15 protein-coding genes are annotated in these 18,298 nt (G+C 69.8%); 12 read left to right on the top strand and 3 right to left on the bottom strand.

The genetic code is table 11. From position 1 onward, the window contains the following. Positions 1–2,196 (top strand): molybdopterin-dependent oxidoreductase, encoded by a 2,196-nt coding sequence (locus tag NDR87_RS28125; protein WP_251916390.1) that lies wholly within the window; start codon positions 1–3, stop codon positions 2,194–2,196. Here the strand turns inward: NDR87_RS28125 and NDR87_RS28130 are convergent. Both NDR87_RS28130 and thiE read right to left on the bottom strand, forming a co-directional pair. Continuing rightward, the gene (locus NDR87_RS28130; protein WP_251916392.1) at positions 2,193–4,109 is read right to left on the bottom strand and encodes an ABC transporter ATP-binding protein; all 1,917 of its coding nucleotides are present in this window, start codon (positions 4,107–4,109) and stop codon (positions 2,193–2,195) included. The two genes, NDR87_RS28125 and NDR87_RS28130, sit on opposite strands and share 4 nt — an antisense overlap. Before the next feature lie 26 nt (positions 4,110–4,135). Beyond that, positions 4,136–4,840, bottom strand: a complete 705-nt coding sequence (gene thiE / locus NDR87_RS28135) for a thiamine phosphate synthase (protein ID WP_251916394.1) — start codon at positions 4,838–4,840, stop codon at positions 4,136–4,138. Positions 4,841–4,956: 116 nt separating this feature from the next. Here thiE and thiO point away from each other — a divergent pair, with 116 nt between their 5' ends. From thiO to NDR87_RS28165, 6 genes are all read left to right on the top strand, one after another. Beyond that, positions 4,957–6,024 (top strand): glycine oxidase ThiO, encoded by a 1,068-nt coding sequence (gene thiO / locus NDR87_RS28140; RefSeq protein ID WP_251916396.1) that lies wholly within the window; start codon positions 4,957–4,959, stop codon positions 6,022–6,024. Continuing rightward, the gene (gene thiS / locus NDR87_RS28145) at positions 6,021–6,233 is read left to right on the top strand and encodes a sulfur carrier protein ThiS (protein ID WP_251916398.1); all 213 of its coding nucleotides are present in this window, start codon (positions 6,021–6,023) and stop codon (positions 6,231–6,233) included. The genes thiO and thiS overlap by 4 nt, the downstream gene beginning before the upstream one ends. A 4-nt stretch (positions 6,234–6,237) precedes the next feature. Then, on the top strand, positions 6,238–6,990 hold the full coding sequence (locus NDR87_RS28150) for a thiazole synthase (protein WP_251916400.1): 753 nt from the start codon (positions 6,238–6,240) through the stop codon (positions 6,988–6,990). A gap of 186 nt (positions 6,991–7,176) precedes the next feature. After that, positions 7,177–8,109, top strand: coding sequence for an ABC transporter ATP-binding protein (locus tag NDR87_RS28155; RefSeq protein WP_251916402.1), 933 nt, complete (start codon positions 7,177–7,179; stop codon positions 8,107–8,109). After that, positions 8,109–8,927, top strand: a complete 819-nt coding sequence (locus NDR87_RS28160; protein WP_251916404.1) for an ABC transporter permease — start codon at positions 8,109–8,111, stop codon at positions 8,925–8,927. Before NDR87_RS28155 ends, NDR87_RS28160 begins: the two co-directional genes overlap by 1 nt. A gap of 554 nt (positions 8,928–9,481) precedes the next feature. Then, complete coding sequence (locus NDR87_RS28165) at positions 9,482–10,246, top strand: adenylate/guanylate cyclase domain-containing protein (RefSeq protein WP_251916542.1); 765 nt, start codon at positions 9,482–9,484, stop codon at positions 10,244–10,246. Between the two features lie 4 nt (positions 10,247–10,250). On the opposite strand, the gene NDR87_RS28170 is transcribed toward NDR87_RS28165, so the two are convergent. Further along, the gene (locus NDR87_RS28170) at positions 10,251–10,406 is read right to left on the bottom strand and encodes a hypothetical protein (RefSeq protein ID WP_251916549.1); all 156 of its coding nucleotides are present in this window, start codon (positions 10,404–10,406) and stop codon (positions 10,251–10,253) included. Positions 10,407–10,579: 173 nt separating this feature from the next. Here NDR87_RS28170 and NDR87_RS28175 point away from each other — a divergent pair, with 173 nt between their 5' ends. From NDR87_RS28175 to NDR87_RS28195, 5 genes are read left to right on the top strand one after another with little or no spacing between them, the layout of a single operon-like run. Continuing rightward, complete coding sequence (locus tag NDR87_RS28175) at positions 10,580–12,292, top strand: acyclic terpene utilization AtuA family protein (protein ID WP_251916406.1); 1,713 nt, start codon at positions 10,580–10,582, stop codon at positions 12,290–12,292. Positions 12,293–12,297: 5 nt separating this feature from the next. Continuing rightward, a complete protein-coding gene (locus tag NDR87_RS28180; RefSeq protein WP_251916544.1) occupies positions 12,298–13,446 on the top strand; it encodes an acyl-CoA dehydrogenase family protein in 1,149 nt (382 codons plus the stop codon). After that, positions 13,443–15,047 (top strand): acyl-CoA carboxylase subunit beta, encoded by a 1,605-nt coding sequence (locus tag NDR87_RS28185; RefSeq protein ID WP_251916408.1) that lies wholly within the window; start codon positions 13,443–13,445, stop codon positions 15,045–15,047. Before NDR87_RS28180 ends, NDR87_RS28185 begins: the two co-directional genes overlap by 4 nt. 7 nt (positions 15,048–15,054) lie before the next feature. After that, positions 15,055–17,124 (top strand): biotin carboxylase N-terminal domain-containing protein, encoded by a 2,070-nt coding sequence (locus NDR87_RS28190; protein ID WP_251916410.1) that lies wholly within the window; start codon positions 15,055–15,057, stop codon positions 17,122–17,124. Positions 17,125–17,129: 5 nt separating this feature from the next. After that, on the top strand, positions 17,130–18,290 hold the full coding sequence (locus NDR87_RS28195) for an acyl-CoA dehydrogenase family protein (protein ID WP_251916412.1): 1,161 nt from the start codon (positions 17,130–17,132) through the stop codon (positions 18,288–18,290). Positions 18,291–18,298 lie beyond the last annotated feature (8 nt).

The raw sequence follows: 18,298 nt of genomic DNA on the forward strand, positions 1-18,298 counted from the left end.
ATGACCGCACGCGAGGTGCCGACCTACTGCAGGATCTGTGAACCACTCTGCGGGCTGATCGCCACGGTCGAGAACGATCGGGTGGTCCGGCTGCGCCCGGATCGGCAGCATCCGCTGTCGCAGGGCTTCGCCTGTCCGAAGGGCATCGCGTTCACCGAGGTGCAGAACGATCCGGACCGCGTGCTGTACCCGCTGCGCCGCATCGCGAACGGCGGTTTCGAACGGGTCACGTGGGAGGTCGCGCTCGACGAGATCGGCGCGCGGCTGCGGGCGATCCTCGGCGAGCACGGGCGCGAGAGCCTGGGCTGGTACTTCGGCAATCCGTCGACCTTCTCGTATTCACATACGCTGTGGTTGCTCGGATTTCAGCTGGCGGCCGGGCTGCGGCATGTGTATTCGGCGGGCTCACAGGATGTGAACAACCGGTTCGTGGCCAGCGAATTGCTCTACGGTTCGCTGACCAGCGTGCCGGTGCCGGATCTGGACCGCACCGATTTCCTGCTGATGATCGGCGCGAATCCCGTTGTGTCGCACGGCAGCGTGGTCAGCGCTCCGCGCATCCGCGACCGGCTCACCGGCATCACCAAGCGCGGTGGCCGGGTGGTGGTCGTCGATCCGCGGCGCACCGAGACCGCGCGGCTGTTCGACCATGTCGGGGTGCGCCCGGACACCGATGCGTGGCTGCTGGCCGCGCTGCTGCAGGTGATCTTCGCCGAACGGCTCGAGGACGCCGCGGCGCTGCGCGATCAGGCCGCCGGTGTGGCCGAATTGCGTTCGGCCGTCGCCCGATTCACCCCCGAGCTCACGGCCCCGGTGACCGGTGTGGATCCCGATGTCGTGCGCGCGCTGGCCCGCGATCTGGCCGCGGCGCGCCGTGCGGCCGTGTACGGGCGGACCGGAACCTGTCTGGGCCGCCATGCCACGCTCGTGGCATTCCTGATCGACGCGCTGGCGGTCGTCACCGGGAATCTGGACCGACCCGGCGGTTCGGTGTTCGGCCGGGAGCTGGCGGCGGTCTCGCAGCTCAATGCGCGGTTGCGGCTGCTCGGCTACGACCAGAAGCGTTCGCGCGTCGGGGATTTCCCGGATGTGCTCGGCACCTTCCCGGCCACGATCATGGCCAAGGAGATCACCACGCCCGGTCCGGGGCGGCTGCGGGCGCTGTTCACCTCGGCGGGCAATCCGGTGCTGTCGGTGCCCAACGGCGACGAACTGTCCGCCGCGCTGCGGCAACTGGACCTGTTCGTCTCGATCGATCTGTATCTGAACGACACCAACCGCACCGCCGACTACGTACTGCCCGCGACCACCTTCCTGGAGCGCGACGACGCCCCGCTGCCGTTCACCGGGCTCGCCCCCATCCCGTACGCGCAGTACACCGAGCCGGTGGTGCGGCCCTACGGCGAGGCCCGGCAGGAATGGGAGATCATCGACGCGATCGCGAGCCGAATCGGGGTGCAGCCCTTCGCCTTCGGCCCCGCCCGGCCGGGCGGGCGGGCACTGAGCGCGCTGCGGCGGCGACTGCCCGGCGGCGGCGCCGGACTGCGGGTGCGGCCGCGGCTGCTGCTCGACCTCGCGCTGCGCACCGGACCCTACGGTGACCTGTTCGGCCTGCGCCGCGGCGGCCTGAGCCTGGCCGAATTGCGCCGGCATCCACATGGATTGGTGCTCGGCGAGCACGTCCGGACCGGTGTGCTCCGGCATGTGGTACGCCACCGCGACCGTCGCGTCCGGTTGGCCCCGCCGCAGATCCTCGCCGAATTGCACGCGCTGGCCGACACACCCACCGACCCCGGATATCCGCTGCGGATCATCGGCATGCGCGAACTCAAATCGCACAACTCCTGGATGCACAACGCCGAATCGCTCATCGCCCGCCGCGAACACGCCGCCCGCCTGCACCCCAAGGACGCCGCGCTCGCGGGTATCGCCGACGGCGACCGCTGCCGCATCACCTCGGCCCACGGTTCCATCGAGGTGACCGCCCGCCTGACCGAGGACCTCACCGAAGGCACGATCGCGGTCCCGCACGGTTGGGGCCACCGCGGCGGCTGGCGGCGAGCGACCGCCGCGGGCGGGGTCAACGTCAATCTGCTGATGTCCAGCGAGATCACCGACGTCGAGCGCCTGGCGGGCATGGCCCACCTCAACGGCGTGCCGGTCCGCGTGGAGGCGGTCACCACCGAACAGATCTAGTCGGCGGGCGTCGGCTCGTCCTGATACGCCTGCGCCTGCAGGGTGTAGAACTCGCGGTAGATGCCGTCGCGGGCCATCAGCTCGGCGTGGCTGCCGCGTTCGGCGACCCGGCCGCGGTCGAGCACGAAGATTCGGTCGGCATAGCGGACGGTGGCCAGGCGGTGGGTGATCATCACGACGGTGCGCTGGGCAGCATGTCGGCGAATCGTTTCGAAGATGGCGTGCTCGGTCCGCGCGTCCAGGGCCGCGGTGGGTTCGTCGCAGATGAGCAGCGGGGCATCGCGATAGAGCCCGCGGGCCACCGCGATCCGTTGCCACTGCCCACCGGAGAGTTCGACACCGCCCCGATACGTCGGGTCGAGCAGGGTGTCGGCGCCGCCGGGCAGTCCGGCGAAGACCTCGTCGGCGCCGGACGCACCGATTGCCGCATCGAATCCGGACCGTTCCTCCGGATGGTTGTGGCGGCCGATGGTGACGTTCTGCCGCGCCGAGAACGGCCAGTGCGTGAAATTCTGGGCTATCACGGCGATCCGGTCGCGCAGCGACACCAGATCGATCTCGGTCAGCGGCACACCGCCGTACGTGACGGACCCGCTGTCCGGCCGGTAGAGGCCGCTGAGAATCTTGGCCAGAGTCGTCTTCCCCGAGCCGTTCTCGCCGACGATGGCGATGATCTCGCCCGGCTCGATATCGATGCTGAGGCCGTTCAGTGCGGGACGGTCCGAATTCGGGTAGGTGAACGTGACATCGCGCACGACGATCCGGTCCACATCCGCGGGGGCGGGCGTGCCGCCACGACGTTCCTGACGCTGTTCGGCATGGCCGCAGAATTCGAGGTAGTCCTGAAAGAACAGCGCGTTCTCATAACTCCAGTTCATGGAGTCCACCAGTTCCCGCAGGGCGGACATGGCGGTGCGAATCGCGACGACCGCGGTGCCCGCCACCGCCAGCGGCATCGCCGCCGCGAACAGCAGCGCGCCGAGCGCGATATAGACCACCGCGATACCGACCCCCGCGAGCGCGTCGCCGAGGGCGCGGGCCTGGGACTGTCTGCGCTCGAGCCGCAGGGCGCGCTGCTGCACCAGGGCGGCCAGCCGGTCGAATTCGCCGAGCAGGAACGACCGCATCGTGTAGGCGCGGATCTCGGCGGCCGGGGTGCGCTTGGCCATCAGATCGGACAGGGTTTCCATCCGCCGCTCGGCGCCGCTGCTCGCCGCGTACACCTCGTAGCTCATCCGCGCCGCCCGGACCGCCGCCCACCAGGTGGGGACGAGCGCGAGCAGCAACAGCGGCACCAGCATCGGATGCAGCACACCCAGGACACCGGCGACCACGATCAGGCCGAGGCTGCCGGACAGCAGCCGCAGCACCCCCTCGAGCAGCGCCGAGACCGTGATGGGCGCGCGCTCGCGGATGCGGTGCAGGGTGTTCTGGAAGACATCGTCGTCGAAGGCCGCCAGCTCGACATTGGTGGTCAGGCGCAGCAGGTTGGTGTCGATGCTGCGGCGCAGCTGCGGGGTGAGCCGGGAACGGGTCCAGACCGCGGCCTCGCGCAGCGCGCCGCGCACGACCAGCATCACCGCCACGAGCAGCAGCGCGGGTGCGGCCGCGCGGACCCGGTCGGGGGTTGGCCCGGCCTGCAGCAGATGATCGAGGATCGATGTCGTCGCCACCAGGCCGATCGCCGTGCCGATCTCGGCGACGAGCGTGCACAGCACCAGGGCGGCGGTATCGAGCGGGCTGACCTGCCAGCACTGCCGAAGGACCCGGCCGAAGGTGGCCGGCAGCCGCCGGGCCATGGTCCAGAAGCCGGTCGCGGCCACGGTTTCGTCGTAGGCGGCCCACGGGTCCGAGCTCTTATCGATCGCCTCGACCGAGTCCGCAAGGTTCGGCGTGGCCGAATGCTCGGTCATGCCCCCATCATTGCCAAAGCGAATGATCAGTTCGAGGCATTTTCCAGCAGCCGCTGCTTCAACGCCCGCGCGGCGGCCTCCGGATCGCGGGCCTCGGTGATGGCGCGCACGACCACCACCCGGTCGGCCCCGGCCGCCAGCACCTCGTCCAGGCGCTCGGCATCGATCCCGCCGATGGCGAACCACGGCCGGGTCGGATGCGAATCGGCGGTCGAGCGGACCAGTTCCAGGCCCGCGGCCGTGCGGCCGGGCTTGGTCGGGGTGGTCCAGACCGGGCCGGTGCAGAAGTAGTCGATGTGGTCATCGATGGCCGCGAGCCCGGCCTGGGCGCGGTTGTGGGTGGACCGGCCGATCACCACATCCGGGCCCACGATCTTGCGGGCGTACCAGGGCGGCAGGTCGTTCTGGCCCAGATGCAGCACGTCGGCGCCCGCGGCCAGCGCGATATCGGCGCGATCGTTGACCGCGACCAGGGCGCCGTGGCGGCGGGCGGCCGCCTTCAGTTCGGCGAGCGCGCCCAGTTCGGCCTTGGCCTCGAGCGGCCCGAACTTCGCCTCGCCCGGCGAACCCTTGTCGCGCAGCTGGATGATGTCGACCCCGCCCGCCAGGGCCGCCTCGGCGAACTTGGCCAGGTCGCGCTTGTCGCGGCGGGCGTCGGTGCACAGGTAGAGCCGGGCCGTGGCCAGGCGTTCCCGGGGTGCGAGGGGACGGTGGGGGTGGGACGGTTGCACGCCCTCGACCGTAACCGCGCTACCGTGGGTAGGCGAAACGAATACGAGCATCCCCGTAGCGAAGGCGGCCGCGCGGGGGAATTCCCGGCATACGGGATCGATCGAGGTGGAAGGTAATGCGGACGCTGGCCGTCGTGGGTGGGGGCGTGATCGGAATGTCGGTGGCATGGCGTGCCGCCGAATCGGGGTGGGCCGTCACCATTTTCGATCCGGAACCGGGGGCGGGGGCGTCCTGGGTGGCGGGCGGCATGCTCGCGCCGCTGTCGGAGGGCTGGCCCGGCGAGGAGGCCGCGCTGGACTTCGGGGCCGCGTCACTGGCCCGCTGGCCGGAATTCGGGCGGCGGTTGCGCGCCGCGACCGGAATCTCCGTCTTCGTCGCCGACCGGACGCTGACCGTCGCCTCGGATGCGGCCGACGCCGCCGACCTGCGCACGATCGCCGAATTCGCCGGTACGCACGGCTACGATCTGCGGCTGCTCGACCGCGCCGAAGTGCGTGCGGCCGAACCGGATCTGGCCCGCACCGTCCGCGCCGCACTGTTCTCGCCCACCGAATCCGCCGTGGACAACCGCCTACTGGTACGGGCCCTGCGCCGCTGCTGTGCACACAGCGGGGTGGATTTCCGCGCCGAATCCGTGGCGAGTCTCGACGATCTGGACCAGGACCGAATCGTGCTCGCCGCCGGTGCCGCCTCGGCGCGGCTGTGGCCGGAGCTGCCGGTGCGTCCGGTGAAGGGCGAGATCCTGCGCCTGCGCCACCGCGCCGGCGCCACGCCACCCCCGCGGCACGTCGTCCGCGCCCGCGTGCACGGCCGCCCGGTGTATCTGGTCCCGCGCGGCGACGGCATCGTCGTCGGCGCAACGCAATACGAGGCGGGCTTCGACACGGCCGTCACCGTCGCGGGCGTGCGCGATCTGATCGCCGACGCCGAGGCGATCCTGCCCGCCGTCGGCGAATACGAACTCGCCGAGGCCAGCGCGGGTTCGCGCCCGGGCACCCCCGACAACCTGCCGCTCATCGGCCGCCTCGGCGACCGGGTCGTCGTCGCCACCGGCCACGGCCGCAACGGCATCCTCGGCGTGCCGATCACCGTGGACGCGGTCGCGGCGCTGCTCGACGGCGACACCCTGGCCGAGGCGAAAGCGGCCGATCCCCAACGTTTCTCAACAGGAGGTAAGCGATGACGGCGATCCCCGTCGGAATCACCGTGAACGGCCAGGACCACGAGTTCGCCGAGCCGCCCACCGTCCGCGAGGTGCTGGCGCGGCTGAACCTGCCCTGCCAGGGTGTGGCCGTGGCCGTGGACGGCGCGGTTTTCCCGAAGTCGCGCTGGGACGAAACCGTCGAGCGCGGTTGGGAGATCGAGGTTTTGACGGCGGTGCAGGGTGGCTAGTGCGATGGAACCGCTGCGGATCGCGGATCGGAAGTTCGATTCGCGGCTGATCATGGGCACGGGCGGCGCGGACAATCTGGCCGTACTGGAGGAGGCGCTGGTCGCCTCGGGTACCGAGCTCACCACCGTCGCCATGCGCCGGGTCGACGCCGCGGGCGGCACCGGCGTGCTGGACCTGCTGAAGCGGCTCGACATCGCCCCGCTGCCCAATACCGCCGGCTGCCGCACCGCCGCCGAGGCCGTGCTGACCGCCCGGCTGGCTCGCGAGGCGCTCGACACCGACTGGGTGAAGCTGGAGGTCGTCGCCGACGAGCGCACGCTGCTGCCCGACGCCATCGAACTGGTCAGCGCCGCAGAGCAATTGGTCGACGACGGCTTCACCGTCCTGCCCTACACCACCGACGATCCCGCGCTGGCCAAGCGGCTCGAGGACGTCGGCTGCGCGGCCGTGATGCCGCTCGGTTCGCCCATCGGCACCGGCCTGGGCATCGGCAATCCGCACAATATCGAGATGATCGTCGCGGCCGCGAACGTCCCGGTCATCCTCGACGCGGGCATCGGCACCGCCAGCGACGCGGCACTGGCCATGGAGCTGGGCTGCGCCGCGGTACTACTGGCCACGGCCGTGACCCGCGCCCGCCGCCCGGCGGTGATGGCCGCCGCCATGGCCGCGGCCGTGGAGGCGGGCTATCTGGCCCGCCAGGCCGGGCGCATCCCCAAGCGGTTCTGGGCGCAGGCGTCCTCCCCGGCCCGCTGAGGTCGAGCGTGCTGGATGCCTGGGCAATTTCCGGCAACCCGTCCCGACGCGCACCCGAATCCGGGGCATCCCCTGATCAGGGGATGCTGGGGGACCGGTTCGGGGTCGCGATCATCCCTGAGGATGATCGGAAACGCGACCTCTGAGCGATAGTGTGACGGCCGAACTCGAGGAAGACTGGGGCGCATGATCGAAGTGAAGGGGCTGACCAAGCGGTTCGGCGCGACCGTCGCGGTCGACGACCTGTCGTTCTCGGTCGAGCCCGGCCAGGTGACGGGGTTCCTCGGACCCAACGGCGCCGGCAAGTCGACCACGATGCGGATGATCCTCGGCCTGGATCAGCCGACCTCGGGCCAGGCGCTCATCGGCGGCGTGCCGTATCAGCAGCTCGATCATCCGCTGCGAGTGGTCGGCGCGCTGCTCGACGCGAAATGGGTGCACCCCAACCGCTCGGCGCGCGCGCATCTGCGCTGGCTCGCGGCGGCCAACGATCTCCCGGCCGATCGGGTCGACGAGGTGCTGCGACTGGTCGGCCTCACCGAGGTCGCCGACAAGAAGGCCGGCGGCTTCTCGCTCGGCATGTCGCAGCGGCTCGGCCTGGCCGGTGCGCTGCTCGGCGATCCGCCGGTATTGCTGTTCGACGAGCCGGTCAACGGCCTGGACCCGGAGGGCATCCTGTGGATCCGCCGGTTCATGCAGCGGCTGGCCGCCGAGGGCCGCACCGTGCTGGTCTCGAGCCATCTGCTCTCGGAGATGGCGCAGACGGCCGATCATCTGATCGTCATCGGCCGCGGCAAACTCATCGCTGACACCAGCACCAAGGACTTCATCGAGCGCGCGTCGGAGGCGACCGTGCGCGTGCGCAGCCCGCAGCTGGACGAGTTGCGCAGCCTGCTCACCTCCAATGGCATGACCGTGCGTGAGGACGAGGGCCCCGCGCTGGTCGTGGTCGGCGAGACCAGCGATGCGGTCGGCAAGCTGGCGGGCGCGAACAAGATCACCCTGTACGAGCTGGCGCCACAGCGGGCCTCGCTCGAGGAGGCGTTCATGGCAATGACCGGCGGCGCCGTGCAGTACCACGGCGAAGGGATCGAACAGGTGATGGGAGGTGCGCTCTGATGGGCGTGTTGACGGCCGAGCGCATCAAGCTCACCTCGGTCAAGTCCCCGCTGTGGTGCACCGCGCTGACCGCGGCGTTCGCCCTCGGGATCGCGGCGCTGTTCAGCCTGCTGGTGAACGTCGGCGTCAACGAGTACAACAAGGAGCTCGCCAGCGGGCATCCGACGATGGCCGAGCCGCCGTATCCGGACAACGGGATCGCGGCCCTGGGCATCACCGGCGCCTCGCAGGGCATTCCGGGCTTCGGCTACATCATGATCATGATCCTGGCCGCGCTCGCGATCACCAGTGAGTACCGGTTCGGGACGATCAAGGCCACGTTCATGGCGGTGCCCAACCGCACCCAGGTGCTGCTGGCCAAGGCGGGCCTGATCGCGGTGGCCGGGGCGGTGCTCTCGGCGGTGCTGACCTTCCTGAGCTTCTTCATCTTCAAGGCGATCGTGTCCACCCAGGGCGCGCAGAAGCTCTCCCTGACCAATGGCGACCTGCGCATCTTCTATGCCGTGCCGATCTTCATCGCGCTGGTGGTGTTCCTGGCGGTCGGCGTGGGCGCCCTGATCCGGCAATCGGCTGGCGCGCTGACGCTGCTGATCGTCTGGCCGGTGCTGATCGAGCCCATCGTCGGTGCCTTCGGCAAGGTCGGCCGCAATATCCAGGTGCTGCTGCCCTTCCAGAACGCGGGACGTTTCCTCGGTACCGCGGGAGGTGACGGATTGCCCTGGCACTGGGGACCGTGGGGTGGTTTGCTGTACTTCCTGGCCTTCGTCGCGATCGTGTTCGGCGCCGCGATCTTCGTGGTGAACAAGCGCGACGCATAATCCAACCTGCCCGAGCTCGGGGCGTACTTCCCTCGCCGCCCCGGGGATGGGAGAGCGACCCTGTCGGGGGGTCGCTGCACCCGGGCCGCGCCGGTCACTGCCCGTCCGGCGCGGCCGCCACCGGCCCGATGCGAAGCCCGCATCGGGCCGGTGTCGTATGTAGCGGAAACATTGGGTTAATTGCGAGCAGCGCCACTTCCGTCCGGAAGCTATAGATGATTAGCATCGAGCTCAGCAAACGACGCGCTATCTATCGGCGGACCCATCGACGTGTTCGCTCCGCTCGATGGAAGAGGTGGCACGTGACGATCATCGGTACCTTCAACGCCGAGGAGTGGCTGAGCTACGCTCGGGACGTGAGCGAAAGACCCTCCGGGGACGCCGAAAACGCGCGTCGCGCGGCCGGTGCGGACGGTTCGAAGCCCGAGGCCCGACAAGGCGACGGCGGGGGCGGCGAACCCGACCCCGAAGTGGTCATTCCGCTCACCCCGGCGGACGAGGTTCCCGTCCGGCGTCCGGTGCCCCGGTTGCGCCCGGGACAGCTGTCGGCGCTGATGTCGGGGACCAATCAGCGCCGCGATCTCATCGGCGCGATCCGCAAAGCCCGGCAGAATCTGCCCGGCGATCCCGCCTTCGGCGATCCGCTCTCGCTGTCCGGTCCGGGCGGCCCGCGGGCGGTGGCCCGTGCGGCGGACAAGCTGGTCGGCGATGCGCCCAGCGCCGCCAAGGAAATCGGTCTCGGCGCGCTGCAGGTCTGGCAGGCCATGCTGGAGCGGGTCGGCCGCGGTAAGGGCACCCATCAGATGACGGTGATGTTCACCGATCTGGTGGCCTTCTCCAGCTGGTCGCTGTCGGCCGGGGACGAGGCGACCCTGGACCTGCTGCGCCGGGTGGCCCGAGCCATCGAGCCGCCGATCGTCGAGCGCGGCGGGCAGGTCGTCAAGCGCATGGGCGACGGCGTGATGGCCGTCTTCGCCTCCCCCGATCGCGCCGTCCAGGCCGCGGTGACCGCCAAGCGCAACCTCGGCGGTGTCGAGGTGCACGGCTACCGGCCGCAGATGCGGCTGGGCCTGCACACCGGCAGCCCGCGCGAATTCGGCGGCGACTGGCTCGGCGTGGACGTGACCATCGCGGCTCGCGTCATGGAGGCGGGTGGCAACGGCAATATGATGCTGTCGGAGTCGACGCTGCAGGCACTGGGCCCGGAGACGTTGGGGGAGTTGGGCTATGCGGCCCGTCCGTACCGCCGCAGCTTCTTCGCGGCCCCGCTCAGCGGTGTGCCCGAGGATCTGCGCATCTATCGGCTCGACGGCGAATGAGGGCCTAACCCCACCAGGCGAACGCGCCCACCGCGGCGAGGCTCGCGCACACCCCCAGCGCGACCGCGAGCACGCGGTTGTTCTTCCAGGTGCTGATGGCCCCGCCGACGAGGAATCCGGCCAGCGCCAGCAGGAAGATCACGATCACCGAGTTGGACACGGGCCCCATCATGCCCTGCCGCGCCCTGCGCGCGTCCTCCGACCTCGCGCAGCACTGTTGAACTGCGCAAACGCTAATTAACAAGCACGCAGGCTTGATTTTTTCCGGCCCCGATGTGACCCTGTAACCGATGCGGCGAGGGTGCCGCGCGGACGTTGGAGGAGGGTCGCTCCATGGCGGGTCTGGCCGCCGATCCGGAGGTCATCCGGATCGGCAACTGCTCCGGGTTCTACGGCGACCGGGCGAGCGCGATGCGGGAGATGCTCTCCGACGGGCAGCTCGATGTGCTCACCGGGGACTATCTCGCCGAACTCACCATGCTGATCCTCGGCCGGGACCGGATGAAGGATCCGAACCTCGGCTATGCCAAAACCTTCGTCCGTCAGCTGGAGGACTGTCTCGGGCTGGCCCTCGAGCGGGGCGTGCGCATCGTGGCGAATGCGGGCGGGCTCAATCCGGCCGGTCTGGCGCAGCGCGTCCGCGAGCTCGCCCACAAGCTCGGCCTGCCCGCCCGGGTCGCACATGTCGAGGGCGACGATCTGCTGGCCCGCGCCGCCGAGCTCGGGCTGGGCTCCCCGCTGACCGCCAATGCCTATCTCGGTGCGTGGGGCATCGCCGCATGCCTGAGCGCCGGGGCGGATGTGGTGGTGACCGGCCGGGTCACCGACGCCGCCCTGGTGGTCGGCCCGGCCGCGGCCCATTTCGGCTGGGGTCGAACCGATTTCGACGCTCTGGCCGGTGCGGTGGTGGCGGGCCATGTGATCGAATGCGGCACCCAGGCCACCGGTGGCAATTTCGCGTTCTTCACCGAACTCGAGGATCTGGACCGGCCCGGCTTCCCGATCGCCGAGGTGCGTCGCGACGGCAGCAGCGTCATCACCAAACATACGGGCACCGGCGGCGCGGTCACCGTGGACACGGTCGCGGCGCAGCTGATGTACGAGGTCCAGGGCGCCCGCTACGCCGGACCGGATGTGACGACCCGGCTCGACAGCGTCCGGCTCACCCAGCAGGGGCCGGATCGCGTTCTCGTCGAGGGCGTCGCGGGCGAGGCCCCGCCGCCGACGCTGAAGGTCTCGCTGAACACCCTGGGCGGCTTCCGCAACGAGATGACCTTCGTGCTGACCGGCCTGGAGATCGAGGCGAAGGCCCGGCTGGCGCAGCGGCAACTGGAACGCTGGCTGCCGGTGCGCCCGGCCGAGCTGGACTGGACGCTCGCGCGCCTGGACCGCCCCGACGCCGATACCGAGGAGCGGGCCAGCGCGCTGCTGCGCTGCGTGGTGCGCGATCCGGACCCGAACAAGGTGGGCCGCGCCTTCTCCAATGTGGCGGTCGAACTCGCCCTGGCCAGCTACCCGGGGTTCACCCTGACCTCCCCGCCCGGAAACGGTTCGCCCTACGGCGTTTTCACCCCGGGCTATGTCGACGCCGCCGCGGTCACCCAGACGGCGGTGCTGCCCGACGGGACGCGGGTCGACATCGAATCCTCCTCGGAGAAAATCGAATTGGTCGAGGTCGCCCAGCCGGACCTCCCGGACCCCCTGCCGCGCGGTGAAACCCGCCGCGCCCCGCTCGGCACGATCGTCCTCGCCCGCAGCGGCGACAAGGGCGGCAATGCCAATATCGGCGTCTGGGTGCGCACCGACGCGCAGTGGCGCTGGCTGGCCCACGCCCTCACCGTCGACGCATTGCGCCTGCTGCTACCGGAAACCGCCGAGCTGACCATCACTCGGCACGTACTGCCGAATCTGCGCGCCCTCAATTTCGTCGTCGAGGGCCTGCTCGGCCAGGGCGTCGCCTATCAGGCCCGCTTCGATCCACAGGCCAAGGGGCTCGGCGAATGGCTGCGCTCCCGTCACGTCGACATCCCCGTGGAGCTGCTATGACCTATGTGAATCCCTGGCAGACGCCCGAGCGGCGCGAATTGCGCGCCACCGTGCGCGGTTTCGCCGAACGCGAGGTGCTCCCGTATCTGGACGACTGGGAGCGCGCCGGGGAGATCCCGCGCGAACTGCACAAGAAGGCCGGTGCGCTCGGCCTGCTGGGCATCCAGTTTCCCGAGGACGTCGGCGGCGCGGGCGGTGACGGCATCGACGCCGCCATCGTGTGCGAGGAAATGCATTACGCGGGCTGCTCGGGCGGGCTGTTCGCCTCGCTGTTCACCTGCGGTATCGCGGTGCCGCACATCGTCGCCTCGGGCAATCGCGAGCACATCGAGCGCTGGGTGCGCCCGACGCTGGCGGGGGAGAGGATCGGTTCACTGGCCATCACCGAGCCGGGCGGTGGCTCCGATGTCGGCCATCTGACCACCAGTGCGGTTCGCGACGGCGACCACTACATCGTCAATGGCGCCAAGACCTTCATCACCTCGGGCGTGCGCGCCGATTTCGTGGTCACCGCGGTGCGCACCGGCGGTTCCGGCGCGGCCGGGGTGTCGCTGCTGGTGGTGGAGAAGGGTACGCCCGGGTTCACGGTCAGCCGCAAGCTGGAGAAGATGGGCTGGCTGGCCTCCGACACCGCCGAACTGTCGTATGTGGATGTGCGCGTGCCGGTTGCGAACCTGGTCGGCCCGGAGAACTCCGGCTTCGCCCAGATCGCCCAGGCCTTCGTGAGCGAACGGGTGGGCCTGGCGGCGCAGGCCTACGGGCATGCGCAGCGCTGCCTGGACCTGACCCTGCGGTGGTGCCGCGACCGGGAGACCTTCGGCCGTCCGCTCATCAGCCGCCAGGCGGTGCAGAACACGCTGTCGGAGATGGCGCGGCGCATCGATGTCGCCCGCGTCTACACCCGTCACATCGTGGAGCGGGCCGCCGCCGGGGACACCGATCTGATCGCCGAGGTGTGCTTCGCCAAGAACACCGCCGTCGAAACCGCCGAATGGGTTGCGCACCAGGCGGTTCAGCTGTTCGGCGGCCTGGGCTACATGCGCGAGTCCGAGGTCGAGCGGCACTACCGCGACGTGCGCATCCTGGGCATCGGCGGCGGCACCACCGAGATCCTGACCAGCCTCGCGGCCAAGCGATTGGGGTTCCAGTCTTGAGTGTTTTACGGACAGCCGTGGATCCGGCCTCGGCGGACTACCGGGCCGCCGCCGATGCCATGCTCGACAAGCTGACCGAGGTCCAGGCCGAATACGCCAAGAACATCGCGGGCGGCGGCCCGGACAAGCTGGCGCGGCATCGCAAGCGCGGCAAACTCACCGCGCGCGAGCGCATCGAACTGCTCATCGACGAGGATTCGCCGTTCCTGGAGCTGGCCCCGCTGGCGGCCTGGGGCAGCGAATTCCACGTCGGCGCGAGCGTGATCGCGGGCATCGGCATCGTCGAGGGCGTCGAATGCATGATCGTCGCGCCGGACCCGACCGTGCGCGGCGGCACGTCCAACCCGTGGACGCTGCGCAAGAACCTGCGCATGAACGATATCGCCATGGAGAACCGGCTGCCGGTGATCGGCCTGGTGGAGTCGGGCGGCGCGGATCTGCCGACGCAGAAGGAGGTCTTCGTCCCCGGCGGCCGGATGTTCCGCGATCTGACCCGGCTGTCGGCGGCCGGAATCCCCACCATCGCACTGGTTTTCGGCAATTCCACCGCGGGCGGCGCCTACATCCCGGGCATGTCCGACTACACGGTCATGATCAAGGAGCGCTCCAAGGTGTTCCTGGGCGGCCCGCCGTTGGTGAAGATGGCCACCGGCGAGGAGTCCGACGACGAATCGCTGGGCGGCGCGGAGATGCACGCGCGGGTCTCGGGTCTGGCGGATTACCTGGCCGTGGACGAGGCCGACGCGATCCGCCTGGGCCGCTCGATCGTCAAGCGCCTGAACTGGCGCAAGCAGGGCCCGACCCCGCGCCCGGCCAGCGAGGTGATCGAGCCGCGGTACGACCAGGAGGAACTGCTCGGCATCGTGCCGACCGACCTCAAGATTCCCTTCGATCCGCGCGAGGTCATCGCCCGCGTGGTGGACGGCTCCGATTTCGACGAATTCAAACCGCTCTACGGCGCCAGCCTGGTCACCGGCTGGGCGGAGCTGCACGGCTATCCGGTCGGCATCCTCGCCAACGCCCGGGGCGTGCTGTTCTCCGAGGAGGCGCAGAAGGCCGCGCAGTTCATCCAGCTGGCCAACCAGTCGAATACGCCACTGCTGTTCCTGCACAACACGACCGGCTATATGGTCGGCAAGGAGTACGAGCAGAAGGGCATCATCAAGCACGGCGCGATGATGATCAACGCGGTCTCCAATTCGAAGGTGCCGCACATCTCGGTGCTCATGGGCGCCTCCTACGGCGCGGGCCACTACGGCATGTGTGGGCGCGCCTACGATCCCCGCTTCGTCTTCGCCTGGCCCAGTGCGAAATCCGCGGTGATGGGCGGTGCGCAGCTGGCGGGTGTCATCTCCATTGTCGGCCGGGCCGCCGCCGAGGCGAAGGGCCTGCCGTTCGACGCGGAGGCCGACGCGAATATGCGCGCCATGATCGAGGCGCAGATCGAGGCCGAGTCGCTGCCCATGTTCATGTCGGGCCGCCTCTACGACGACGGCGTGATCGACCCTCGCGATACCCGCACGGTATTGGGAATGGCGCTGTCGGCCATCCACAATGCCCCGATCCAGGGCGCCGAGGGCTTCGGCGTCTTCCGAATGTGAGGGCGGCATGCACATGAGCACGGTCCTGGTCGCCAATCGCGGCGAGATCGCGCGTCGGGTCTTCGCCACCTGCCGTCGGATGGGTCTGGGCACGGTCGCGGTGTACTCCGATGCCGACGCCGCCGCGCCGCATGTGGCCGAGGCGGATGCGGCGATCCGCCTGCCGGGCATCACCCCCGGCGAGACCTATCTGCGCGGCGATCTGATCATCGAGGCCGCGCTGGCGGCCGGTGCGGATGCCATCCACCCGGGTTATGGATTCCTCTCGGAGAACACCGATTTCGCGCGCTCGGTCGTCGCCGCCGGGCTGACGTGGATCGGCCCGCCGGTCACCGCCATCGAGCAGATGGGCTCCAAGGTGGAGGCCAAGAAGATGATGGACGCGGCCGGGGTGCCGGTGCTGGCCGAACTGAACCCGGCCGAGGTCACCGCGGATATGCTGCCGGTGCTGATCAAGGCGTCGGCGGGCGGCGGCGGCCGCGGCATGCGGGTGGTCCGCTCCCTCGACGAACTACCGGATCAGCTGGAAGCCGCCCGGCGCGAGGCGGAATCGGCCTTCGGCGATCCGACCGTATTCTGCGAGCGCTATCTCGAGACCGGCCGCCATATCGAGGTGCAGGTGATGGCCGATACCCACGGCACGGTGTGGGCGGTCGGCGAGCGCGAGTGCTCGATTCAGCGACGGCATCAGAAGGTGGTCGAGGAGGCACCCTCGCCGCTGGTGGAGCGGATCGACGGCATGCGCGGGTCGGGCCCCCAGGCGGCAGCGGAGCGTAACCACGCGGGGCCCCCGCGCATGCCCGATGGACGCAGCATGCGCGAGCGGCTGTTCGAGGCGGCCCGGCTGGCGGCGGCCGCCATCGGTTACGAAGGCGCGGGCACGGTCGAGTTCCTCGCCGACGACAGGGGCGAGTTCTATTTCCTGGAGATGAACACCCGCCTGCAGGTGGAACATCCGGTCACCGAGAACACCACCGGGCTGGATCTGGTCCGGTTGCAGCTGCAGGTCGCCCAGGGTCGGCGGCTGCCCGCGAATCCGCCCGCGCCGCACGGATATTCGATCGAGGTCCGGCTCTATGCCGAGGATCCGGCGCACGACTGGCAGCCGCAGAGTGGCACCGTGCATCGGCTCGATATCGGCCTCGGTGCGGACGAATTCGAGGTGCTCGACCGCCCCGGCATTCGGCTGGACTCCGGTGTCGTGGACGGCTCGGTCGTCGGCGTCCACTACGACCCCATGCTGGCCAAGGTCATCTCCTACGGCGACACCCGCGACGAGGCGGCACGCCTGCTGGCGACCGCATTGCGGCGGGCCCGGATCCACGGCCTGGTCACCAACCGGGACCTGCTGGTCCGGGTGCTCGAACATCCGGCGTTCCTGGCCGGAGACACCGATACCGCCTTCTTCGAGCGCCATGGCCTGGAAAACCTCTCCGCCCCACTGATTTCCGCGGCCGACGAGCAGCTGTCGCTGGTCGCGGCCGCCCTGGCCGATGCCGAGTACAACCGTTCGCGGGCCCGGGTATGCGCGGGCCTGCCGTCGGGCTGGCGCAATCTGCCCTCGCAGCCGCAGTCGAAGTCCTACGAGAGCCGCACCTCCGGCAAACACGAGATCCGCTACCGGCTCACTCGCGCCGGGCTCGAGGTCGAGGGCCTGGACGGGCTCGAATTGATCGAGGCGACACCGATTTCGGTGACCCTGCGGGTGCCCGGTGACCGCGGCGCCGTGCGGCGGCGGTTCGAGGTGGCGCGCTACGGAGATCTGGTGGCGATCGATTCCCCACTGGGTCCGGTGACGGTGCGCCGCCTGCCGCGCTTCGCCGATCCCACCGAGCACATCGCCGAGGGCTCGCTGCTGGCGCCCATGCCCGGCGCGGTGATCCGGCTCGGGGCGGGGGTCGGCGAGCGGGTCGCCAAGGGCCAGCCGATTCTGTGGCTCGAGGCCATGAAGATGGAGCACACCATCGTCGCCCCCGGCGACGGCGTGCTCGCCGAACTGAATGTCGTTGCGGGCCAACAGGTCGAGGTCGGCGCGGTCCTGGCCGTCGTCCAGGCCGACGAGAACACCCAGGAGTGAGGGTCATGAGCTTCATCGAAACCGACGAACAGAAGCAGTTGCGGTCCGCGGTCGCCAAACTCGCCGCCAAGTACAACTTTCGCGACTACGTCGCCCCCAAGGCGCGCGCCAATCAGCCCCTGGCCGAATTGTGGGACGAGGCGGGCAAACTCGGCTTCCTGGGGGTGAATCTGCCCGAGGAATACGGCGGCGGTGGCGCGGGCATCTACGAGCTGGCGCTGGTGCAGGAGGAACTGTCCGCCCAGGGCTGCGGGCTGCTGCTGATGGTGGTGTCCCCGGCCATCTGCGGCACCATCCTGACCAAGTACGGCACCGACGAGCAGAAGCGATACTGGTTGACCCGGCTGGCCGACGGTTCGTCGAAGATGGTCTTCGGCATCACCGAACCCGATGCCGGATCGAACTCCCACCACATCACCACGACCGCCCGCCGCGACGGCGGTGACTGGATCCTCAACGGCCGCAAGATCTTCATCTCCGGCGTCGACCAGGCCGAGGCCGTGCTGATCGTCTCGCGCACCGAGGACGCCAAGACGGGCAAGCTGAAGCCCGCGCTGTTCATCGTGCCGACCGACGCCCCGGGCTTCGAGAAGACCCGCCAGGAGATGGACATCATCGAGCCGGACAGCCAGTACACGCTGTTCCTCGACGATGTGCGGCTGCCCGCCGACGCACTGGTCGGCCAGGAGGACGCGGCGCTGGCGCAGCTGTTCGCGGGCCTGAATCCCGAGCGCATCATGGGTGCGGCCATGGCCGTCGGCATGGGCCGCTACGCCATCGACCGGGCCGTCGAATACGCCCGGGAGCGGCAGGTGTGGAAGACGCCCATCGGCGCGCACCAGGGCATCGCGCATCCGCTGGCGCAGGTGAAGATCGAGCTCGAACTGTCGAAGCTGATGATGCAGAAGGCGGCCGTGCTCTACGACTCCGGCGACGACTTCGGGGCCGCCGAGGCCGCCAATATGGCCAAGTACGCCGCGGCCGAGGCCAGCATCAAGGCACTCGATCAGGCGATTCAGACCCACGGCGGTTCGGGCCTCACCCGCGATGTGGGTCTGGCGGGCATGCTCGCCGCCGCGCGCATCGGCCGGATCGCACCGGTCAGCCGGGAGATGGTGCTCAACTTCGTGGCCCAGCACTCCCTCGGGCTGCCCAAGTCGTACTGAGGAGCCGC

Source organism: Nocardia sp. CDC159 (assembly GCF_023740735.1).
In the GTDB taxonomy this organism is placed as follows: domain Bacteria; phylum Actinomycetota; class Actinomycetes; order Mycobacteriales; family Mycobacteriaceae; genus Nocardia; species Nocardia pulmonis.